Source organism: Dehalobacter restrictus DSM 9455 (assembly GCF_000512895.1).
Classification (GTDB): Bacteria; Bacillota; Desulfitobacteriia; order Desulfitobacteriales; family Syntrophobotulaceae; genus Dehalobacter; species Dehalobacter restrictus.
On the sequence record NZ_CP007033.1, the window covers coordinates 1,403,335 to 1,424,209 of the forward strand.

The following is a 20,875-nucleotide window of genomic DNA, read 5'->3' on the forward strand; positions in this document are numbered from 1 at the left end:
TTTATGCTATTTGGTCTCTTTCGTTCTCTATTTTCTTTAATGTCTTTGTCATTCGTCAATTAAGGATTGCCGATTATCACTGGTCAGCGAATATTGGTCAGAAAATGGCCCATTTTTTCTTTTTTGGTTGTCAGGTAGTATTCATTTTCCGGTTTCGCGGGCATTTCGATCGGGACGCGTTCGGTGACTTGAATGCCGTAGCCTTCCAGACCTACGATTTTCTTAGGATTATTCGTCATCAGACGGACTTTGGTGATACCGAGATCAGCTAATATTTGGGCGCCGACGCCATAATCACGCAGATCAGGAGGGAAACCCAGCGCCAGATTTGCTTCGACAGTGTCTTTGCCTTCTTCCTGAAGTTTATACGCTTTCAATTTATTCAGAAGTCCGATTCCGCGGCCTTCCTGGCGCATATAGAGAAGTAGGCCGCGCCCTTCGCGTTCGATTTGCTGAATGGCTGCCGTTAACTGGTCCCGGCAGTCGCATCTTCGCGAGTAGAAAACGTCTCCGGTCAGACATTCGGAGTGGACTCTGACCAAAACGGGTTCCCCGTCGTCGACATTGCCTTTGACCAGGGCCAGATGTTCCTTGCCGTCAATTTTGCTTTTAAAACCGACTGCTTTAAACGTCCCAAATTCTGTTGGAAAATCAATACTTTCGGCTCTTTCAATAAGTCTTTCGTTCAGGCGGCGGTAACTGATCAAGTCTTTGATCGTTACCATTTTCAGATTATGTTTCTCCTTGAATTTCAGCAGGTCGTTCACCCTGGCCATGGTCCCGTCTTCATTCATGATTTCACAAAGGACACCAGCCGGTTCAAGACCGGCCAGCCGGGCCAGATCGACCGATCCTTCGGTGTGGCCGGCTCTGACCAGGACACCGCCTTCCCGGGCCTGCAGCGGAAAAATATGACCCGGTCTGCGCAAATCCTGCGGTTTGCTGTCTTTGTTAATCAGAACCTGAATCGTATCGGCTCTTTCAAACGCTGAAATCCCGGTGGTACTGGTTGCGGCATCGACGCTTATCGTAAAAGCTGTGCCGTGGGGATCTGTGTTGTTCTGGACCATCAGATCCAAATTCAGCTCTTTAAGCCGTGCAGCAGTCAGGGAAGTACAGATCAATCCCCGGCCGTAGGTGGCCATAAAATTGATCCCTTCGGGAGTCACCTTGGAAGCAGCCATGATAATATCGCCTTCATTTTCCCTGTCTTCATCATCGACGACGATAATCATTTTGCCCTGACGAATATCTTCGATGGCTTCCGGAATGCTTGCAAAAATATTTTCTTGTTGTGTCATCTGTTTAAGCTCCTTTCGTTAGATAAAACGTTTGCTAAACGTTAGATAAAACCATTTTCAGTTAAGAATTCAACGGATATATCTTTTTTGGTTTGGGGTGGGCTGTGGTCCTTTTGCAGGAATCTGGCCACATATTTTCCGATGATATCGGTTTCCAGATTCACCGTAGAACCAATGCGTTTAAAGCCGAGTGTCGTATGCTGAAAGGTGTGGGGGATCAGGGAGACCGTAAAAAAGTCATCCCCGACATCAATGACCGTTAACGAGATTCCATCGATGGCCACTGACCCTTTCGGCAGCAGGGAGGAGGTTATCTTCGGGGACGTTTGAATTCGATAGGTTTGAGCAATGCCGACTGGAGTCATTGCAGTAATTTTTCCGATGCCATCGACATGGCCGCTCACCAGATGGCCGCCCAAACGGCTTTGCAGCTGCAGTGCTCTTTCCAGGTTGACTTTGGTATGCTGCTTTAATTCTTGAAGGTTTGTTCGCTGGAGCGTTTCGTACATAACATCGACAGAAAAACTTCCGGAACCGATGGCGGTCGCTGTAAGACAGACCCCGTTGACGGCAATGCTGTCTCCGATTTGGGATCCCTTCAGTACGAAAGAAGCTTCAATCGTTAATCTGGCGGAGTCTTTCAGCAGATCTAGACTCTTTATTATGCCCAGTTCTTCAATGATTCCTGTAAACATCATTTGTCACTTCCCATTTTGTTGGTATGGTTATAGTCAACTGTCCCGGTAAAACTATAATTTCCTCCCAGTTCGCAGACCACCAGTTGACTGACAGTTACTGCCTCGGACATGCTGGCGAGGTGCAGGCCTGAGAGCGGGGAGAAGCCGGATCCGGCCAGTTTCGGGGCCAACATAAACATGATTTGATCAATCAGCCTGGATTCCAGCATTTTACCGGCGAGCGTGCCGCCGCCTTCCAATAAGATGCTGTTTAAGCCTCTGGCCGCGATATCTCTCAGCAGGTCCGGCAAGGGAACCTGCCTGGACGTATCATACTGCCAGATCTCAACCTTGTCGGCAGCAAATGTTTCACGCATCCGCAGCAGTTTATTCTCGTCAGCAGCCTTTGTTGTCGCGATGATGCAGCGGCTGGCGGATTCGTTCCGGAGGATCTGAGCGTTTAAAGGAACAGACAGGGAACCATCGACGATCAGCCGGACCGGGTCCCGGCCATTCTCAATATTGCGGCAGGTTAAGAGCGGGTTATCCTGAAGGACTGTTTGACTGCCGACCATAATGACGTCAAAAGTATTTCTTAACCCATGAACGAAATGTCTGGCCTCTTCCGAAGTGATCCATTTGGAGTCTCCTGATTCTACGGCAGTCCGGCCATCGAGCGTCATTGCAGCTTTATACAGTACAAAGGGCATTTTTGTGATAATCGCTTTCAGAAAAGGCTCATTAATTTTTCGAGCTTTTTCAGCCAGCAGACCGGTTTCGACAAGAATACCGGCATCCTGCAGCTTTTTCACACCCTGACCGCTGACCAGCGGATTCGGGTCCGTCATCGCGACAATCACTTTCTTTACGCCTGCTGCAATCAGCGCATCGGTGCAGGGAGGTGTACGGCCGTAATGGGAGCAGGGTTCCAGTGTGACATAGACATCGGCACCTTCTGCGCTTGATCCTGCAGCATTTAAGGCATGGACTTCCGCATGCGGCGTACCGGCTTTCCTATGGCAGCCTTCCCCGACAATCTGCCCATCCCGGACAATGACACAGCCCACAAGCGGATTTGGACTGGTTCTGCCTGCTGCCAGTAAGGCAAGATTCAGCGCGCGTTCCATGTAGTTTTTATCTTCTGCGGTAAAACGATCAGGCAATGGATGTACCCTCCAGTCATTAGCGTGTCAACGACAAATGAAAATATAAATCATTGATAAATCATAGAAAAAATAATAAAAATGCCCGGAAATACTCCGGGCGTCATCATTCAGATCAACAGTCATTCAAAACAAGCAGGTGAGAGGCTACGCGACAAACACGACAAGCACGTGCACGATCACACCATGTTTTGCTCTTTCCATCCAGACTTTAACTGTCGGCTTCGTAATTTCAACGAATCTGCCATAAGGCTCGCGGGCTGTACCGCCGGTAAGGAATTACACCTATCCCCAGAGTAAAGAACGTATTCAGTTTTACTGCATAGATCGGTCAAGCTGCAATTATCATACTGCAATCCTGTCAAGAATGCAACCATTTTGCACAGAGATCAAGAGAGTCTAAAGGCGGACGACCTCGGCATAATCTTTTTTTAATAAACCTAAGATGATTGCGTCATAATATTGCCCTTCCACATAATAGGCTTCACGCAGCCTGCCTTCGGCAATGAAGCCGAGCCTTTCATAGCAGGAGAGAGCTCTGGTGTTATTGACCCAGGTTTCGGCGGTCAGTCTCCGGAAATTCCACTGGCCAAACAGGTAGCGGATAAAAGCAGTCAGCGCATCGGTCCCATAACCCTTTCCCCAGTAATCTTGGAGACCAATTCCGATATAGATGCGGGCCGATCTGGCCGGAATATTGACCTGATCGAAACCAATTGTACCGATAAGGCTGCCTTGTAAATCCGTAATCGCATAGCGGTTGGTATCCTCTTCAAAAAGTTTGCTCTCCAGATCTTCCCGGCGCAGCAAGGTTGCAAGCGGCCAATTGCCGCTGATCCAGTAAGAGAAGTCGTGATCATTATACCATTCATACAAGGTGTCCAGATCATCAATTTCGAGCGGACGGATTCGGGTTAATTTGCCGTTTAACATGGCAGTCACCTTCCAAACAAAAATGCGTTTAAGTAATCATAGTTTAGCATGTAGAGAAATAAGATCAAGTAGAAGGAGAAGCAATTGCAAAATTAGGTAAAATATAGCAAAAATGCTTGAATTTTGTTGCTTCTTTCGTTAAGATGAAATTATTCATCTGGAGTCATCATTAATAATTTTGAAAGGGGACTAGAAAATGCTTGAAAACAAAGAATTAAGAGCCATGGCCCGCATCCAGTTAAAAGGGCACTGGCTGAGACCAATCCTGGCCTGTCTGATTTATGCCGTAATCGTGTTCATCCTGTCTTGGATCCCGTGTGTTGGTCCGATTATTACGATTTTAATTGCGGGCCCGCTCATGATTGGTCTGGTGACCTTTACCTTAAAGTTCTGCCGTGCGGAAGACCCGAATGTTGAAGTGGTCCTTTCTGGATTTAAAAATGCCATTAATTGCGCCGGGCTATATCTCTGGTATATGCTGTGGACACTTTTATGGTCACTGCTACTGATTATTCCGGGGATCGTTAAAGCATACGGCTATATGATGAGCTTTTATATTTATGCTGATAATCCTGATATGGGTATCAGAAAGGCCTTTGATCTCAGTAAAAAAATCAGCTATGGCTATCGCGGCAAGCTATTCCTGCTTACGCTCAGCTTCATTGGCTGGGCGATCCTGGCCACGATCCCGTTCTGTCTTGGCTATATCTGGCTGATGCCTTACATGCAAATTACGTTTACAAATTTCTATCAGGAACTGAAAAAAGAAAGCATCAAAAATGGTGTCTGTACTGCGGAAGAGTTTTGAGTCATATTTTGAGTTATATAATAATTTACTCCGGGCAAAAACCCGGAGTAAATTATTTTTTATTGGCTTGATGACTAGATTCTACTGTTAATATATTCAAAAGTTTTCTTAACCATACTGCCCCCAACAGAGCCATTCTGTCTTGCGGAGGTGTCTGGGCCTAGGTTAACATTAAGCTCGCTGGCAACACTTTGTTTGTTAACCGGCAGTTTATACTTAGCCATTCAATATCCCTCCTTTTTATTTATTATTTATTTATCTGTAGTATCTGCATATAGGAATAAAATACACAGGTAGTTTATTTTAGTTCAGTAAGTTTTTAACATTTAACCTAAATATGACAATTCATAAAGAGGTTCAAAAGTGGGTCAAATATATAAATATAAAAAATAAGCTCCGGGTAAAAACCCGGAGTTTCTTTTGAGTTTCAATGGTCGGGGCGACAGGATTCGAACCTGCGGCCTCTTGGTCCCGAACCAAGCACGCTACCAAACTGCGCCACGCCCCGATGTCTCTTTTAAAGAACAAATAAAATCATAACAAAAGGCTGAATTCATGTCAAGGATAAAATGCTTTGAATATTTGTTATTGAGCGATAGCTAACCTTTGTTTGACAATAACTTTTCTTAAAAGAGGGGACACTTTCGAGGAAAATAAAAGATTGATCAGGTTTTGTGCTGATAATTCCAAATAATAATCTGGCTCGTAAAGCGGGATTATTTTTACTTTGTTGAAAAGTTGAATCTATTTTGATATATTTTCTTTATAAACATAGGGGGAATTGCATGAAACGTTGCCTCATCTGCCTAGAAGAATTGGATCTGTTTCGGGGTCTGGAAAAAGAACAGATTACAAACTTGTGTCAATGTACAAATAAAAAACGGCTGTCCAAAGGACACTATCTTTTTTATCAAGGGGATATTACAAGTACTATATTTCTTGTGAAATCAGGAAAACTTAAACTTGTGCAAAGTGCTGAAGATGGACATGAAACAATTCTGGATATCTGTGGTCCCGGTGAGGTACTAGGTGAGTTGTCGCTATATCAAGAACAAAAGGAATGTTCTAGCGCGTTAGCCATGGAAGAGGCTTGCATCTGTTGCTTTAGTAAAATGCAATTTGAAATGTTAATTAAGAAAGATCCTTCTTTTGCCTTAAGGATAATTGATTACCTTGGGCAAAAGCGTTATGCCAATATGAATTCAGATAAGGAAACTAGACGAACTGTAAAAGAAAGATTATTAGGTCTATTTTATAACCTTGCCAACCAATATGGGAAAAAGCTGCCAAACGCGACAATGATCGATTTAATAATTACGCAGCAGGAATTAGCTGATATGATTGGTTCTTCACGGGTAATGGTCATTCAGGCCCTTAATGAGTTAAAAGAAGCCAAAATAGTCGACCGCACTAACAGATATTACATATTAAAAGATGACCCTTGTCTTAGTACGCACATATTTAAATAATAGGGTCAAGCAGCTACTTCTCTGATTTTTAGGTATGGAAATTCAACTTTTCAAATTTTTTTATTAATTGTTAAATACTTAACAGTATTAGAAACATAAATCACCTTATAATAAATCATAATTATATTTTAGGAGGGATTTTCTTTGATAGCTTTAGGTCCTATAGAAATAATGAATCATACTCCCTGGCATTTTCTGGCTGCATGTGTGCTCCTGGTCTTATTTTTTATCGCTACTTTTAGTGATGACCAAAACCTAAAAACAAAACTCCGTAAAATCATGTATGTTGTCTTTGGCTTCGCAGTATTAACAGGATGCTATGTTTGGACACTTGTTGATTTTAGCCTTCCATTGTTAATCAAGAGCATTGGAGGTTTCGCACTCTTTTGGGTGATGATCCAACTCACAAAGAACCGATTCAATAAACTTTATTGGGGGTTATTTATTTTAATTGCCGCTGTAGGTTTGACATTGGCTTTCGTCTACATTTAATTGAATTAATTAACCTGTTATAAGACTAATTATCCGAAACAATATCAGGCCGCTTCTAACGGAGTAAAGGGTTGAACAAAGGGAAATACAAACGCTGTCAAGTAGTAAAATATACTATAGAAATTGATTAAAATGGGGGGCTGTAACGAAACTTAGCCCCAAGCGAAAGACGTCAATTATGGCGTCTATTCTTTTTGGGGTGTTGCAGGGTTGCATAGATTTTCCGCTCCCCCGTTCCCGCAAGCTAAAACCAGAAATCCGCGCTAACCTGCCAAAACCCCGCTGCTTACAGCAAGTTAACCGTTGGCAGGTCTTAACGCTCGAATTTCTGGTTTCTTACGCTTACTCCCACTAACGTTCGCTTGTAAATCTATGCAACCCTGCAATATTTGAAGAAATAATAAGATATATGGAGATATTTTGGTATGAATGTGGCATAATGTTCATAGATATAAAGATTGCCATATTGGGAGGTATTTGAGTGTCTAAGAAAGGACAGAAAGTACATACCAAGAAAGTATTCAAACCTTATGTGCAGGAACAACAAACCCTGCCTTTAAGCATCGACAGCCTGATCCCACAAAATCATGTCGTCCGCGTTGTGAATCGCGCCATCGATCGCATGAATCTTGAACCCTTGTTTGCCAAATATCCTGGAGGCGGCCGTTCCAGCTTTCACCCTGTCATGATGACCAAATTATTGGTTTATGCGTATACAGACAGGGTTTTTTCATGCCGCAGGATAGCGAAAGCAGCCCGTGAAAATATTATGTATATGTGGCTCTGTGGCGGCAATAAGCCGGATTTTATGGCGATCAACCGCTTTCGGTCTCAGCGGATGAAAGAGGTTATCCTGGATGTATTTGCGGAAGGATTTAGAAGAACTGGGCAATGGCAAACCAATCGACACAGAGGCGATTGAGGAAGCCGTCAGAAAGATCGACGAGAGACTGGCCAAAAAATCGGAAGAAGAGAAAACAGACGCTGAAACCAAAAAGTTAAAGAAAACAAGAAATACCCTTACGAAAGATTATCTGCCCCGCATGCAAAAATATGAGCAGCAAGAGCATATCTTGGAGGAAAGAAACAGTTATTCCAAGACAGATCATGATGCCACCTTTATGCGGATGAAAGAAGACCATATGAAAAATGGCCAGTTAAAGCCGGGTTACAATGTTCAGATCGGGACAGAAAACCAGTTTGTGGTCGGTTACAGTATTCATCAGAGGCCAGGCGATACCAGCTGTATGAAAGACCACCTGGAAGAATTAAAATCGATTCTCCATGGCAAATTACCAGAAAACATTATTGCCGATGCCGGGTATGGCAGCGAAGAAAACTATGACTATCTGCAGGAGAAAAAGTTAAAGCATTACGTCAAATACAATACCTTCCACAAAGAAGCCAGTAAGAAATGGAAAGACGACATAATGAAGCCGCAGAACTTCACCTACGATCATGAAAACGATGAATATATCTGCGGTTATGGGAGAACACTTAATTTCTTATATGAGCGGCACCAAAAAAGTGATAACGGCTACAGGAGTTTAATCCGAATCTATGAATGCCTGAATTGTTCCGGTTGTCCTCATAAGAACCAGTGCGTGAAGTCGTCGGATCCACACGCCAACAGAAGAATATATGTCAATCGGAGACTGAATGCTTATAGAGAACAGGCTCGCAGGAATTTATGTTCAGAAGAAGGTTTGCGCATGAGGAGCTTGAGGCCGGTCGAGGTTGAAAGCGTCTTTGGAGACATTAAAGGGAATCACGGTATGCGAAGATTCCTGTTAAAAGGGCTAGAAAAGGTTAAAATCGAGTGGGGATTACACTGCATCGCTCATAATATGAGGAAGATGGCGCTGAGTACAGAGTAGAAACTTACTTTTTAAAAAATTTCTCCATAAAAGTGAGAGGGGACGTAACTGAAACATAAAGTTTCGTTACATCCCCTTTTATTTATAAAGTATGTGATCATCGTTTAATCTCGACCTTTGCTACTCGCTACAAGTTTCCAGTTCACCAGTGCTTTAGGTTTACTTAGGTTTTCTGCGATTTGCCGAATATTTATATACCATAGACATTGACAAGTATCAATGTCTTGACTAATATATAAACATATTGATGTTTATCAATATATAAACCTACAACAGGGGCGGTTGAATTGGAACAAAATTATCAAGCTTATGCCTTAGCGATGAGAGCATTATCTGATGAAACAAGATTGAAAATATTTGACATGTTGGGCAATGGGGAACTATGTGCTTGTAAGATACTCGAAGCGTTCAACATAACCCAATCCACGCTTTCTTATCACATGAAGATCTTATGTGAAAGCGGTCTGGTGAATGGCAGGCGGGATGGCATCTGGATGCGGTATTCTATCAATGAAAGTAAACTTGAAGTCATTGCCGGCTTTTTAATAAGGTTACAAAAATCAATGTAACAAAAAGTAAAAAAAATAACTATTGAATTAAACAAATAAACAGCAAGAAGGTGACTTAGATGGTATTTGAATGGCTAAACAACCAATTGCTCAGGATGGAATGGCTTTCAAATTTGGTAAAGCGCTTGGTTGAGAATGTATTAGGGTTTAGTATCCAGGATCGCTGGGGAGGCGGTCTCCATTTTTTTATCTATGACGTTCTTAAAATATTTATTTTGCTAGCCGTCCTGATTTTTGTCATTTCTTATGTCCAAAGCTTTTTCCCGCCGGAGAGAACAAAAAAAATACTCGGCAGGTTTAACGGTATTTCAGGAAATATTATTGGCGCTTTACTCGGTACGGTAACGCCTTTTTGCTCCTGTTCTTCTATTCCGCTTTTTATTGGCTTTATTAGTGCGGGGCTTCCCGTCGGTGTTACTTTCTCGTTTTTAATATCATCCCCCCTGGTGGATTTGGCTTCGGTGCTTTTGCTGGCAAGTATCTTTAATTGGACCATTGCCATTGCCTACGTTGTCGTCGGCTTGATTCTGGCAGTGATCGGCGGAACCGTGATTAGCAAAGCAAAGCTGGAAAAGTATGTAGAACCGTTTGTATTCAGCAATAAAATGCCGGAAATAGAACCGGAGCAGTTAACAGCCCGGGAAAGGCTGGACTTTGCTAAAGATCAGGTTCGTGATATTGTGAGAAGAGTGTGGGTCTATATTCTAATAGGTGTCGGTATAGGTGCCGTGATTCACAATTTTATTCCTGAAAACGTGATTTCCTTGCTTCTGGGTCAGGATAAATGGTATTCGGTATTGCTGGCTACATTGGCAGGGGTTCCAATGTATGCGGATATTTTTGGGACGCTGCCGATTGCGGAAGCGTTAGTGGCCAAGGGAGTTGGTCTGGGAACTGCTTTATCCTTCATGATGGCTGTAACTGCACTTTCTCTCCCGTCGTTGATCATGCTCAAGAAAGTTGTAAAAATGAAACTGCTTATCATATTTGCAGGGATTGTAACCATTGGTATTCTTATCATCGGTTATACATTTAATGCCTTCGGATATTTGCTCATATAAGAGGTTATAATATTTGAATTTTCAAGTAAAAGGAGTGTATTGAATATGATGATTAAAATTTTAGGAACCGGCTGCAAAAATTGCGTTACCCTTGCTGAAAACACGAAAGCTGCTTTGGAAGAGACGGGCATTGCTGCCGAAGTAATCAAAGTTACCGATATTAAAGACATCATGGCCTATGGTGTGATGTCCACGCCGGCCCTGGTTATTGACGAAAAGGTGGTATCTTTTGGGAAAGTTCTAAAACCCAAGGAAATCGTAAAGATTCTAGAAACTGCGAAGTAGAAAAAAATGAAGCTATCGCTAGCATTTGGCTTGTAGTGATTGAATAAAATAATTTTGGTATGATTAAAAGCGAGTACGATGAAAAAGTACTCGCTCGTTTTTTGCAGCTTACTGCAGATACTTTCATATTTCACACGTGTTTAAGTAGGAAATATCAAGAAAATGTCGAATCAAATATAATTAACCCATTCAAAGATTATTGGGGAGTTACGCCATGGATAAATTAACAGTCATTTTTGAATCAACGCTCAAAGCAATCGAGAACAGTAAAGAAGAAATATTCAATATTTATGAGATGACCCGCAATGAAATACAACGGTTAAAAAAAGAGCTGGAATTTATGCGCAGGGAAATCGAAGACACCATCAAAATGGTGGATACCCAGTTTATGAAAGAAAAACGCTTCCGTCGGAAGCTGATGGAAGTCAACAAGAACTTCGATAAGTTCAATGAGAAGCAGATGCTCGAAGCGTATTCGGAAACAAAGGATGCACAGGTAGAGCTGCAACTGCTCCAGGCGAAAGAGCTTCAGCTGCGTTCCCGCAGGGATGAAATCGAAAGAACGTTAAAAAATTTGGATATCACAGTGATTAAGGCTGAGGACCTGATGAGCCAGGTCAGTCTTGCCCTGCGGCTTTTAAAAGAAGGAATCAGTGAGATCAGTCAGTTCTATAGCAGTGACCAGAGAAAAGAAACCGCTTTTCAGATCATCAAGGCCCAGGAAGAAGAACGCCTGAGGGTCGCCCGTGAAGTTCACGACGGTCCCGCCCAGAGTCTGGCCAACATTGTTCTGCGTCTGGAAATAGCGGAGAAGCTTCTGGAGCTTGATCACCGCCAGGTGAAAAAAGAATTGAAAGAACTGAATATGCTGGTCAGGGATAATCTGAAGGATATCCGCAGAATCATTTTCGGACTCAGGCCAATTCCTTTAAATGGGGCGGGAATTGTTGATACCATCAATCATTATATGAAAAATTTTGAAAAAACGTATGGGCTGACCTGTGAACTTATCGTGGAAGGACAAGAAAGGGAGCTTGATTCTTCCGTAGAAGTGGCCCTTTTCCGACTGGTTCAGGAAGGGATGACCAATGTGGCCAAACATGCGGAATCTCCGAAGTGCAGGGTTCATTTGAATTTTCAGGATGACAGAATTGTCGGTCAGATTATCGATGATGGTAAAGGATTTGATATCAGCAATGGCTTGGATAATTCCGGTGCCCATTTCGGCTTGATTGGAATTAATGAGCGAATTCAGGCTTACTCCGGACAATTATCGATTCAATCAGAACTGGGCAAGGGCACTGTTGTTACGTTTAACATTCCATATTCTGAATAAAGGAGGAAAGGATCAAGATGATAAGGGTTGTAATTGCCGATGATCACCCGCTTCTCAGGGAAGGATTACGAAGAATTCTGGAATTTGAAGAAGGCATTCAGGTTGTATCCGAAGTTGGAGATGGTCAAGGGGCAATTAATATGGCGAGGAAGACGCCGTTTGATGTTCTGCTGATGGATTTGAATATGCCTGGGGTAAATGGTCTTGAAGCCTGTAAAGTCATCAGAAGGGAATTCCCGAACATTGGGATTTTGATTCTTACTGTTGATGACTCGGATGAAAAGGTGTTCCAGGTATTACAGCTCGGGGTAGCTGGATACCTGCTGAAAGACGTTATTCCGAAAGCTCTGGTTGATTCCATCCGCAAAGTATATGCTGGAGAACCCATTCTGTCCCCGTCGGTAACCGGCAAACTGCTTGGCCAGCTTTCCAATCCGAACAGTCCAAAAGATCATTTCGGATTAAGCAACAGGGAAATGGAGATACTTACCTATGTGGTCAAAGGCTCGTCAAACAAAGATATTGGCTTAACTCTGTTTATAAGTGAAAAAACAGTCAAAAATCATCTTTCCAGTATTTTTAGAAAACTAGAGGTTGAAGACCGCACCCAGGCTGCTTTGAAAGCAGTGAAGACGAAACTTATTACACTGGAATAAATTTTTTGTGGCTTCACAAGGCTGCAGAAGGGAATACGCATGAAGCTTTGTTTTTATGGTGCCAGTCAGACTGTGACGGGGTCCTGTTATTTGCTGGAAACAACAGATACCAGAATCCTGATTGACTGTGGAATGTTTCAGGGTTCCAAAATCATGAAAGAACTGAATTACGGCGCGTTTCCGTTTGATCCCAACCTTCTTGACGCTGTGATTTTAACGCACGCCCATATTGACCATTCCGGGCTTATTCCGAAGCTCATCAAAAAAGGTTTCAGCGGGCCGATCTATGCGACGACGGAAACCATAGAACTATGTTCTGTGATGCTGCCGGACAGCGGGCACATCCAGGAAATGGAGGTCACCAGAAAAAACCGCAAGCAGAGCAGGATGGATGTTCCATTAATCGAACCGATTTACACGGTTGAAGATGCAGTGAATGCTCAAAAGCACTTTGTCGAGGTGGCCTATAATCAAAAGACCGCGATCTCGCAATCGCTGTCCTTTCAGTTTGCCGATGCCGGGCATATCTTGGGCTCGGCCCATGTCATTGTCAGCGTCAAAGAAAACAACACGATGAAAAACATTGCATTTTCCGGAGATATCGGGACTTCCGGTCAGCCTTATGTCGAAGACCCCAAAGGAATTAAAGAAGCGTGTATGCTTAAGGATCCTGATGGTATACGAGATGCCTGTATGATTGTGATGGAAACAACCTACGGCAATCGGATTCATCCGGATAAAACCAATCGAATGGAAAACCTGGCCAGGGTCATTAATAATGCCCACCAAAAAGGCGGCAATATTATCATTCCGGCTTTTGCTATAAATCGGACACAGGACCTTTTGTACTACCTGCGCAAACTTCAAGATGACAAGAAAATTCCGGTAATGCCGATTTACATCGATAGTCCGCTGGCTGTTGCAGCGACGAGAATATTTGGGCGGAATACCCGGAATTTTGATCAGGAAACAAAGCAGCTGCTGGAGGCGGGACAAAGCCCGTTTGCCATGACGAATCTTCATTTGAGTGAAACCGCAGAGGATTCGATCCGGCTGAATGCGATACAGGGCGGCGCGATTATTATTTCGGCTAGCGGGATGGCTGATGCCGGAAGAATCAAGCATCATTTAAAACATAATCTGTGGCGGCACGATGCCACGGTCATCTTTGTCGGTTATCAGGCTCAAGGGACACTTGGCCGGTTTTTAACTGACGGTGCCAAAGAAGTGACCATCCATGGGGAGAAAGTGGCGGTCAACGCCGAAATCGTTGCGTTCCAAGGTTTTTCAGCGCATGCGGACCAGAATGAATTGCTGGCCTGGCTTAAAGCCGCCGGCGGCAACGCAGAGCATCTCATCCTGGTCCATGGCGAAGATGATGCGATTCAGGCGTTTTCATCTCTGGTCCAGCAAAAATTCGGAATTGCGTCAATCATTCCGGAACTGGGTGAATGCCTGGAGATAGCGGACGGTGAAATCAAGCGTCTGAAGCCTTCCAAGCCCTGGCTAAAGGAAATTGAAGATAGGATGGGTTATCCTGCGCCTCAGGAATGGCAGTCACATCTGTCCAAATCTGTTAAGCAAAGATCTTCAGAAGAAGGATCAGGGGGAAGAACGTTCAAACGCCGGAGAAAAGTTCTGCTTTCCGAAGCAAACAGAGCCTATACAAAACTGCGCAAAGACCTGAAACTATTCATTGATAGGAGCAATGAGCGCAAAGACTATGAAAACCTGATTGATACCTTTGAGAGCATTTCTGATCTTTTAAAAACAAGAATGAAACGGTAAAACGAATCAGATCCAGGCATACTCCGAGGTCTGACGCTTAATCCCTGACAGAAAACGCATGATCTCTTCGCGCCGTTTGACAGCGATTCTCCTGCCGGTCTTGGAGTACACTTTTTTGGGCAGTGCTTCAGCAAAGGTCTGCGCCCGCATTAAAGCCTCATCGGGACTCGGGATCAGCTCGTCCTGTCCGACAAGGCTCAGTAGTTTCATTAATCCGATGTTTCCGAGATTATCGAGGATATTGGCGTCCCTTAAATAAATAGCCTCGTCACTGTTCCCCGGCTCGGAATAATACATGTGGCATTCAATGGCGTCCAGAATTTTTGCCAGTTTTTCCTGCTCAAAGTGATAGCTCTTCAACAGGTTCATCGCGACGCCTTTTGATCTGAGGGTATGATCGACGTTGGGAAGCGCGTACATCGGGTACTTTCCCGTATCGTGAAGCATTGCAGAAATATAAAGTACTTCATCATTCAGGTTGAGATGCTGAGATAATTCTTTGGATAAATGATAGACCCGCTGACAGTGTTTCCAGCCAAGAGCCGGATGAGCACCGGATTGGTTGATAATTTGAAATAGTTCTTTGGAGATATCCATATCCTGCACCACCTTTCTGTTAAGTATTACGGCAAAAAAACGCAAAAGTCCTTCCAATACATGGAAAAAATGTCGTCAAAAAAATTGTTTTTCCTCCTAAAATCTTTAGGATTTCAGGACAGTAATAGTGTAATATATAGAATAGTAGCAATAATGCCAATAATTTTTTTCTAACATCAATGAATGGTATGAGGTGGTAGCATTGTCAAAAAACAAGGTATACGGGGGCTTTTGTCAAGCTCTTTTATTTTCCGGTTCTGTTTCAATTCCTGATTTTATTCTTAATCATTATACGGAACTTGGAATCGGTCACAAGGAAATGATGCTGATAATTCATATGATGACTGAGTCAAGTACGAACAGTGATCGTATTGAGGAACAGATCACCAAGAAAATGGGACTCTCGCTTGAAGAATACAATATCATGATCCAGAATCTTCAGACCAGGGGACTGCTTTCTGTCAATAGTCGCAAAGCGAAAAACGGCACGAACCGTGAATATGATTTCAGCGGGCTGATCGATCAGTTATTGGAATTATGGGGAATCAATGAGTTTAAGCAGATGTCCTTAGGCAGTGAACGTAATGGCAAAACGAGCACAGAGAATATGCCGGACCTTTCTCAGGCTAAGCTGACTTCGCTGTTTGAACAGGAATTAGGGAGGCCGTTAACCGGTCTGGAGTGTGAACATATTGAAAAATGGCTGATGGCCTCGTATTCCGAAGAACTGATAATTGAGGCTTTACGAAGAGGCGTTGGCGCCGGGATTCGGAGTTTCCGCTATCTCGATTCTATTTTAAGAGAGTGGGAGAAGAAGGGGATCAAAACGCGTCTGGAAGTCGAGGCTGAGGATCAGAATTTCCAGTCCAGACAAAACAGGAAAAATGTCAAGCCGTTGAAAGGCTTACCAAAAACGAAAAGCAAATATGATAATATTTATCTTTAGTAGCGCGTTCTGAGAATGATTATACAAATTGTAGAGATAAGCTCTTGTATATGAACTATTTTATTAGGGCTTGTCTGCGTGCCACAATTTCGCTTTCGGCCGTTGCGTCCTCCGTGACGCGTCGCTCCTTGCCATCCATGGCATCGCGACATTAGGCCATCCGTGGCCGTCAAAAGGCCGCGCTACGCACTCCATGCTCCGCTTGACGCTGGAACTGTGGCACGCAGACTAATAACAAGCATGTTAGGGCTTGGCTGTGATCCCCAGACTGATTATTGGCTTAGACAAGCAGGTCTGATCGTCGGAATGTATCTCATTATTTGTGGGGTTATTTTAAGAACATTTTCTCGCATGTTAAAATGGTATTTGAAACATAAGTAGATAGAGATCATTGAAAGGTAACGAGATTGTTGTCAGAGGAGGGATTTGATCTGGAAAGAACGGATCGTATCATGGAGAGAGTGCTGCCGAATCAGGGAAACGCGAACATTGAAGATCGGACTGGAATCCAGACTACAACGGATCTAAATCCAGTCAATCAGCAGAAAACGGAGTCAAAGGTTCAGTTAAATATTCAGCCTGAAATGAATACCGAGTCTGGTGCCGTATGCCCGCTCTGCGGAGACAGGGGAATCGTCCTGAATGGAGATACGGCGGCACCCTGTTCGTGTATGGAGAAAAAGAGGATTGAAAACAGCTTTAAATATGCACGTTTGTCCAGGGAACTGATGAACTGCCGTTTTGAAAAATTCAGCCTCGAATACTATAGGAACGCAAACACACAGCAGGATCAGGAAGATTACCTGAATGCCCAAAAAGCACTGAGGGCCGCCAGGGAATTTGTAAAAAATGTCCGGACAAATCCCCATGAAGTCGGGCTGCTCTTCACCGGCTCCGTCGGAAGTGGCAAAACGTTTTTGGCAGCTTCCATCGCGAATGAGATTCTGGAAAATAATCACAAGCTGCTCTTTTTGATTGTCCCGGACCTTTTGGATGAACTGCGCGCTACATTCAGCAATAAAAGTGAAAATACGGAATACGACTTGCTGGATATTGCCAGAACCGTACCAATTTTGATTCTCGATGACCTGGGTGCGCATAATTATACCGAATGGTCCCGCAACCGGATCTACTCTATCTTGAATTACCGTATGAACGAGCAGCTGCCGACTGTCATTACGACCAATCTTGATTTTGATGAGATCGATCATTATTTGGGAGAACGGACCTGCTCCCGGCTTCTTCAGATGTGCAGGATTTTCCGCTTGTCTGCACCGCAGGACATCCGGATGCAGAATTATTTAAAACGGGAAGGATTAAAAAAGGATAAAAAATAAGAGTACAATCAGAAAAACGCTAAGATATTTTCCTAAGCTGTCTGCTTAAGGCGAATTTCCTCAAACCATAAGGATTTTTCGGGTATAAACCTATGCATGTCCATGAAAAGCATGCATAGGTTTTCTATTAGAAATGGTTTTATGGAGGTGCAGACACTTGGCTAAATTCTTCATTATTAAAAGAAGGTATTTGTTTGTCGGAGGACTGGTCATATTGGTTGCTCTTATTGGCCTTATGGGCAGCTTGATCGGAAATACGGAGATCGTTTCCACTCCGGAACAAACAGAACCTGAGATTAAAATTGTAAGTATTGATTTTGATCCTCAAATTGTCATCCGGGACATCACTTATGGGGAGGAAATGTTTAAGGGAGTTCAGATCCTACCGGCAAGTCATTTTAAAGTCTCTGCGATCATTCAAAACATGACCGAGAACACGATGACCAATGTGCCGGTTGTCCTGACCATTCAGTCCCTGGAAGATAAAAACAAACAGATCAGCAAGGAAGGGATTATACCGACACTGGAACCCGGAGCAACAGCTAAAATTGCCTTTGAAAATATTGAAGCATTAGGTGATGCAACCGGTAAGAGTGCGACGGCAGGCCAGCATGAGATGGTACTGGCGATCAAAGCCAATCTTGAAGGCGGTGCGTCTCAAAATACGGAAGCCAGGGTGGTTTTCAATGTCGATTCGTCAATAAAGTCCTGACTTTATCGAACCATGTAACCATAGTAAAACAAAGTGTAAGGAAAAATCATTGCTTAGAAGCTTATAAATATAGTATCATTAAGTGCCTGGTACCTTGTTATCCAAAAAATTCTTGGTACAAAGCACTTATTTTTTTTTGCCTTGCCAAATAGTATAATAGAACTGTTGACCGATTTCTTGATGGAGTAAAGAGACTAAATGAAAAGAGCCATACTGATTAGCCAGGAAAAACAAATTAATGAATTGAATGCCATCCTGCCTTTAGCCAATTATCAGGCGATTGCAAGGACCGACAGCGGTATAGAGGCTCTGCGCATGGCGCAGCGGGTTGAGCCTGACCTGATCATTTGCGGAGGGGATATCCATGGGATTTCGCCGCTTGATCTTGTTCAGAATCTCGTACACGCCAATATTTGTCCGGTTATTTTCGTGCTTGATCAAAAGGATTATGTGAACCTGGATTTTGCGCTGAAAACCAATGTCCACCATATCATGACGGCTCCGCTCAGAGCGATAGATGTCGTCTCCGGGATCGCCCAGGCTGAACACCGGTTTAACAGAGAAATAGAACTGCGCAAAGAAATGAATAAATTAAATGATGAACTTAAAACAAGAAAACTGGTGTATCAGGCAATTTTAATCCTGATTGCAGCCGGGACGGATGAAGAAACAGCCTATGCCTCGATTCGAACAGAAGCGATGACCTCAAGAAAAACAATTCGGGCAATCGCTGCCGAAGTCGTAAAAGGAACGTGGAGACCTTGATAACAAAAAAACAATTTCTGATCCGGTTCATCGTTGGGAATATGTTGTTGTTCATCCTCTTAGGACCTTTCATTGTTTTTTACGGTCCTTTTCATTCGTTGACTTATGTTACAGTCAGTACGATTCTGTCGTCCCGCCATCCTCAAGTCGCGGATTTTTTTTTAGCGGATCAAAAAATTGCTGAGATCACTCAGAAATATGGAAATACATCAGTTACCGTGGAACCTGTCATCCAGCATATTGACCATCAAATTGTGGATGAAGAAAACGGGATCAGGCTAGAGAATATTCAAGGTAAATATTTTAAAGGCATTGTCATGCTCGTACGTAATCCTCTTCAGATTGAAGTAGCGGCTACCAAAGAGATTGGCGTAGCCGGACAACGCTTATCAGAACTGGTCACTGCGGAGGGTGCGGTAGCCGGTATAAATGGCGGAGGCTTTTATGATCCAAATTCTCAGGGGAACGGCGCTTATCCGGATGGGATCACCGTCAGGGATGGGCAGCTCATTCATGAAAACCTGAACGCAGAAAGTAGTGCGAATCTGATCGGTTTTAATAAGGAAGGCAAGCTGATCCTCCGGACAGTATCTGCCCAGGAACTCTCGTCCGGACTGATCGGGAACTTAGGGATTCAGCAGGCTGTCAGCTTCGAGCCAAACCTTATCCTGAACGGAGAACCTCAGATCAAAGGTGACGGAGGTCAGGGCCTTGCTCCCAGAACAGGAATCGGGCAAAAAGCCGATGGTACGGTTGTTTTTGTTGTGATCGACGGCAGACAGCCTGAATGGAGTATGGGAGCCACACTGCGGGATCTGATGAATGTATTTATAGAATACGGGGCTGAAAATGCAGTGAATCTTGACGGCGGTTCTTCAACGGAATTGTTCTATCAAGGTCAGATTATCAATCAACTGTGGAACATCTACGGTGAACGTTATATGCCTACAGCTTTTGTGGTCATGCCAGGAAAGAATCAGAGTGGGGTGGGGCAGAATTGAAAAGACGATGGATGATCTGGCTGATAATGCTTTCCCTGGTCTTACAGCTTGCTGTTTATGCGCTGCTGAACTGGAAAGCAGATCAGCTGTTAAACCCTTCTTTGCACATTAATCAGGTTTATGTTTTGAAGACGGATCTCAGTCAGGCTGATAGTTTCATGCTGTCATACAATAAAAAGTTTTTGGCTTATCAAACTGGACGTTATCTTGAAGTCATTGACTTGACGACCAACACGAAAATTTTTGCGGAGAGTCCGGAAAAGGACACGGCAAAGATTGTTGGCTTCGCTTGGCTTCCGGACCGGAACGGTATGGTCTATCTGATAAGGGAGCAGAACAAGAACGCCGTAACAAGCTTATATTCAGTGGATTTCAGCACCGGCTCTTCTGAATTGAACAGCTTTAAACCGATGCTGGACAGGGAATTAAGTCTTGCGGTCGATCAGGTGCTGCAAATTGAAATGTCGACGTATACGAACAAGCTATTTATCTTGTTTAAGGATGACAATCAGACTCACCAGCTGATTACAATGGATATTATGAAGACCCTGAACAGGGTGAATCAGCAGGGAGAAGAAATTCTAAACATTGCGGTTTCCAATAAATTCGGCAGCATCTATGCAGAGAGCAGAATGGGGATGAACAAGACGATTGATGTTTATCAGGCCGGCAGTAAGAATCATATTTCTGTTGATCCTGAAGATACGCTGCTTGGCTGTCGTGACGACAAAATCTATGTTGGCAAAATCAGCGGGAACATTCTTCAGGAGGTGACCGTTTATCAAGTACAGCCATCCGGCCCGGCGATGACGGAAACCGTGGTCTGGCAAGGGGAGATTCCGTATGCGGAGACAGAAACAAAAATCAGCAATACGAATCAGGTCATGATCAAAAGCAAGGGACGCCTGGACGTCATTTCCGCTAACGGTAAACATCAATGGCTGAGATTACCGGATGTGTCCGCTACAGAATCCAATACGGTCATCATCTTAGCTCCAACGGGTGATTTGTACCTGGAGCTTTTGCCGGGAAACGAGAAGTCTGTTTATTACTGGAGGGAAGTATAGTTCATGTCAATTTTAAAGTTAACGAGGTACTAGTC

The 20,875-nt window shown here is 43.6% G+C and carries 21 protein-coding genes, 1 tRNA gene, 1 pseudogene and 1 riboswitch; of the genes and pseudogenes, 16 read left to right on the plus strand and 7 right to left on the minus strand.

The features are described 5' to 3' along the window. Positions 1-83: 83 nt before the first annotated feature. From DEHRE_RS06835 to DEHRE_RS06850, 4 genes are all read right to left on the minus strand, one after another. Positions 84-1,301 (minus strand): bifunctional 3,4-dihydroxy-2-butanone-4-phosphate synthase/GTP cyclohydrolase II, encoded by a 1,218-nt coding sequence (locus DEHRE_RS06835; RefSeq protein ID WP_015042628.1) that lies wholly within the window; start codon positions 1,299-1,301, stop codon positions 84-86. Between the two features lie 41 nt (positions 1,302-1,342). After that, positions 1,343-1,996: a riboflavin synthase gene (gene ribE / locus DEHRE_RS06840; protein ID WP_025205606.1), complete on the minus strand. Its 654-nt coding sequence runs from the start codon at positions 1,994-1,996 to the stop codon at positions 1,343-1,345. Then, the gene (ribD, locus tag DEHRE_RS06845; RefSeq protein ID WP_015042630.1) at positions 1,996-3,141 is read right to left on the minus strand and encodes a bifunctional diaminohydroxyphosphoribosylaminopyrimidine deaminase/5-amino-6-(5-phosphoribosylamino)uracil reductase RibD; all 1,146 of its coding nucleotides are present in this window, start codon (positions 3,139-3,141) and stop codon (positions 1,996-1,998) included. Before ribD ends, ribE begins: the two co-directional genes overlap by 1 nt. Positions 3,142-3,329: 188 nt before the next feature. After that, positions 3,330-3,444, minus strand: a riboswitch (FMN riboswitch). A 96-nt stretch (positions 3,445-3,540) separates the two neighbouring features. Continuing rightward, complete coding sequence (locus DEHRE_RS06850; protein ID WP_015042631.1) at positions 3,541-4,074, minus strand: GNAT family N-acetyltransferase; 534 nt, start codon at positions 4,072-4,074, stop codon at positions 3,541-3,543. A 196-nt stretch (positions 4,075-4,270) separates the two neighbouring features. Between DEHRE_RS06850 and DEHRE_RS06855 the strand changes: the two genes are divergently transcribed. After that, complete coding sequence (locus DEHRE_RS06855; protein WP_015042632.1) at positions 4,271-4,882, plus strand: DUF975 family protein; 612 nt, start codon at positions 4,271-4,273, stop codon at positions 4,880-4,882. Positions 4,883-4,956: 74 nt separating this feature from the next. On the opposite strand, the gene DEHRE_RS06860 is transcribed toward DEHRE_RS06855, so the two are convergent. Together DEHRE_RS06860 and DEHRE_RS06865 are read right to left on the minus strand one after the other, a co-directional pair. Then, complete coding sequence (locus tag DEHRE_RS06860; RefSeq protein WP_019226900.1) at positions 4,957-5,106, minus strand: small, acid-soluble spore protein, alpha/beta type; 150 nt, start codon at positions 5,104-5,106, stop codon at positions 4,957-4,959. A gap of 207 nt (positions 5,107-5,313) precedes the next feature. After that, a tRNA-Pro gene (locus DEHRE_RS06865) sits at positions 5,314-5,390 on the minus strand. A gap of 277 nt (positions 5,391-5,667) precedes the next feature. Here DEHRE_RS06865 and DEHRE_RS06870 point away from each other — a divergent pair. From DEHRE_RS06870 to DEHRE_RS06910, 9 genes and pseudogenes are all read left to right on the plus strand, one after another. Beyond that, positions 5,668-6,351, plus strand: coding sequence for a Crp/Fnr family transcriptional regulator (locus DEHRE_RS06870; protein WP_015262316.1), 684 nt, complete (start codon positions 5,668-5,670; stop codon positions 6,349-6,351). Between the two features lie 144 nt (positions 6,352-6,495). Then, positions 6,496-6,843, plus strand: a complete 348-nt coding sequence (locus DEHRE_RS06875; protein ID WP_015262315.1) for a hypothetical protein — start codon at positions 6,496-6,498, stop codon at positions 6,841-6,843. Between the two features lie 481 nt (positions 6,844-7,324). After that, positions 7,325-8,720, plus strand: a pseudogene (locus DEHRE_RS06880) (transposase). A gap of 287 nt (positions 8,721-9,007) precedes the next feature. Then, a complete protein-coding gene (locus DEHRE_RS06885) occupies positions 9,008-9,289 on the plus strand; it encodes an ArsR/SmtB family transcription factor (RefSeq protein ID WP_025205616.1) in 282 nt (93 codons plus the stop codon). A 59-nt stretch (positions 9,290-9,348) separates the two neighbouring features. Then, positions 9,349-10,350 carry a permease gene (locus tag DEHRE_RS06890; RefSeq protein ID WP_015042638.1) on the plus strand — a complete coding sequence of 334 codons (1,002 nt, stop codon included), beginning with the start codon at positions 9,349-9,351 and terminating at the stop codon, positions 10,348-10,350. A gap of 45 nt (positions 10,351-10,395) precedes the next feature. Further along, complete coding sequence (locus DEHRE_RS06895; RefSeq protein WP_015042639.1) at positions 10,396-10,635, plus strand: thioredoxin family protein; 240 nt, start codon at positions 10,396-10,398, stop codon at positions 10,633-10,635. Positions 10,636-10,849: 214 nt separating this feature from the next. Continuing rightward, a complete protein-coding gene (locus tag DEHRE_RS06900) occupies positions 10,850-11,971 on the plus strand; it encodes a sensor histidine kinase (protein WP_015042640.1) in 1,122 nt (373 codons plus the stop codon). Positions 11,972-11,988: 17 nt separating this feature from the next. Next, a complete protein-coding gene (locus DEHRE_RS06905) occupies positions 11,989-12,627 on the plus strand; it encodes a response regulator (protein WP_015042641.1) in 639 nt (212 codons plus the stop codon). Positions 12,628-12,666: 39 nt separating this feature from the next. After that, the gene (locus DEHRE_RS06910) at positions 12,667-14,415 is read left to right on the plus strand and encodes an MBL fold metallo-hydrolase RNA specificity domain-containing protein (protein ID WP_025205619.1); all 1,749 of its coding nucleotides are present in this window, start codon (positions 12,667-12,669) and stop codon (positions 14,413-14,415) included. Positions 14,416-14,421: 6 nt separating this feature from the next. On the opposite strand, the gene DEHRE_RS06915 is transcribed toward DEHRE_RS06910, so the two are convergent. After that, positions 14,422-15,012, minus strand: coding sequence for an HD domain-containing protein (locus DEHRE_RS06915; RefSeq protein WP_015042643.1), 591 nt, complete (start codon positions 15,010-15,012; stop codon positions 14,422-14,424). Positions 15,013-15,214: 202 nt separating this feature from the next. On the opposite strand from DEHRE_RS06915, the gene DEHRE_RS06920 reads away from it, so the two are divergent. From DEHRE_RS06920 to DEHRE_RS06945, 6 genes are all read left to right on the plus strand, one after another. After that, positions 15,215-15,958 carry a DnaD domain-containing protein gene (locus DEHRE_RS06920; protein ID WP_025205622.1) on the plus strand — a complete coding sequence of 248 codons (744 nt, stop codon included), beginning with the start codon at positions 15,215-15,217 and terminating at the stop codon, positions 15,956-15,958. A 452-nt stretch (positions 15,959-16,410) separates the two neighbouring features. Further along, complete coding sequence (locus DEHRE_RS06925) at positions 16,411-17,295, plus strand: ATP-binding protein (protein ID WP_345787667.1); 885 nt, start codon at positions 16,411-16,413, stop codon at positions 17,293-17,295. A gap of 157 nt (positions 17,296-17,452) precedes the next feature. Then, the gene (locus DEHRE_RS06930) at positions 17,453-18,007 is read left to right on the plus strand and encodes a hypothetical protein (RefSeq protein ID WP_019225339.1); all 555 of its coding nucleotides are present in this window, start codon (positions 17,453-17,455) and stop codon (positions 18,005-18,007) included. 198 nt (positions 18,008-18,205) lie between these two features. Further along, entirely contained in the window at positions 18,206-18,772 is a 567-nt protein-coding gene (locus DEHRE_RS06935; protein ID WP_025205623.1) for an ANTAR domain-containing response regulator, read from the plus strand. Then, positions 18,769-19,773, plus strand: a complete 1,005-nt coding sequence (locus DEHRE_RS06940; protein WP_025205624.1) for a phosphodiester glycosidase family protein — start codon at positions 18,769-18,771, stop codon at positions 19,771-19,773. The genes DEHRE_RS06935 and DEHRE_RS06940 overlap by 4 nt, the downstream gene beginning before the upstream one ends. Further along, positions 19,770-20,840: a hypothetical protein gene (locus DEHRE_RS06945; protein ID WP_242837065.1), complete on the plus strand. Its 1,071-nt coding sequence runs from the start codon at positions 19,770-19,772 to the stop codon at positions 20,838-20,840. Before DEHRE_RS06940 ends, DEHRE_RS06945 begins: the two co-directional genes overlap by 4 nt. The last annotated feature ends 35 nt before the right edge of the window (positions 20,841-20,875 follow it).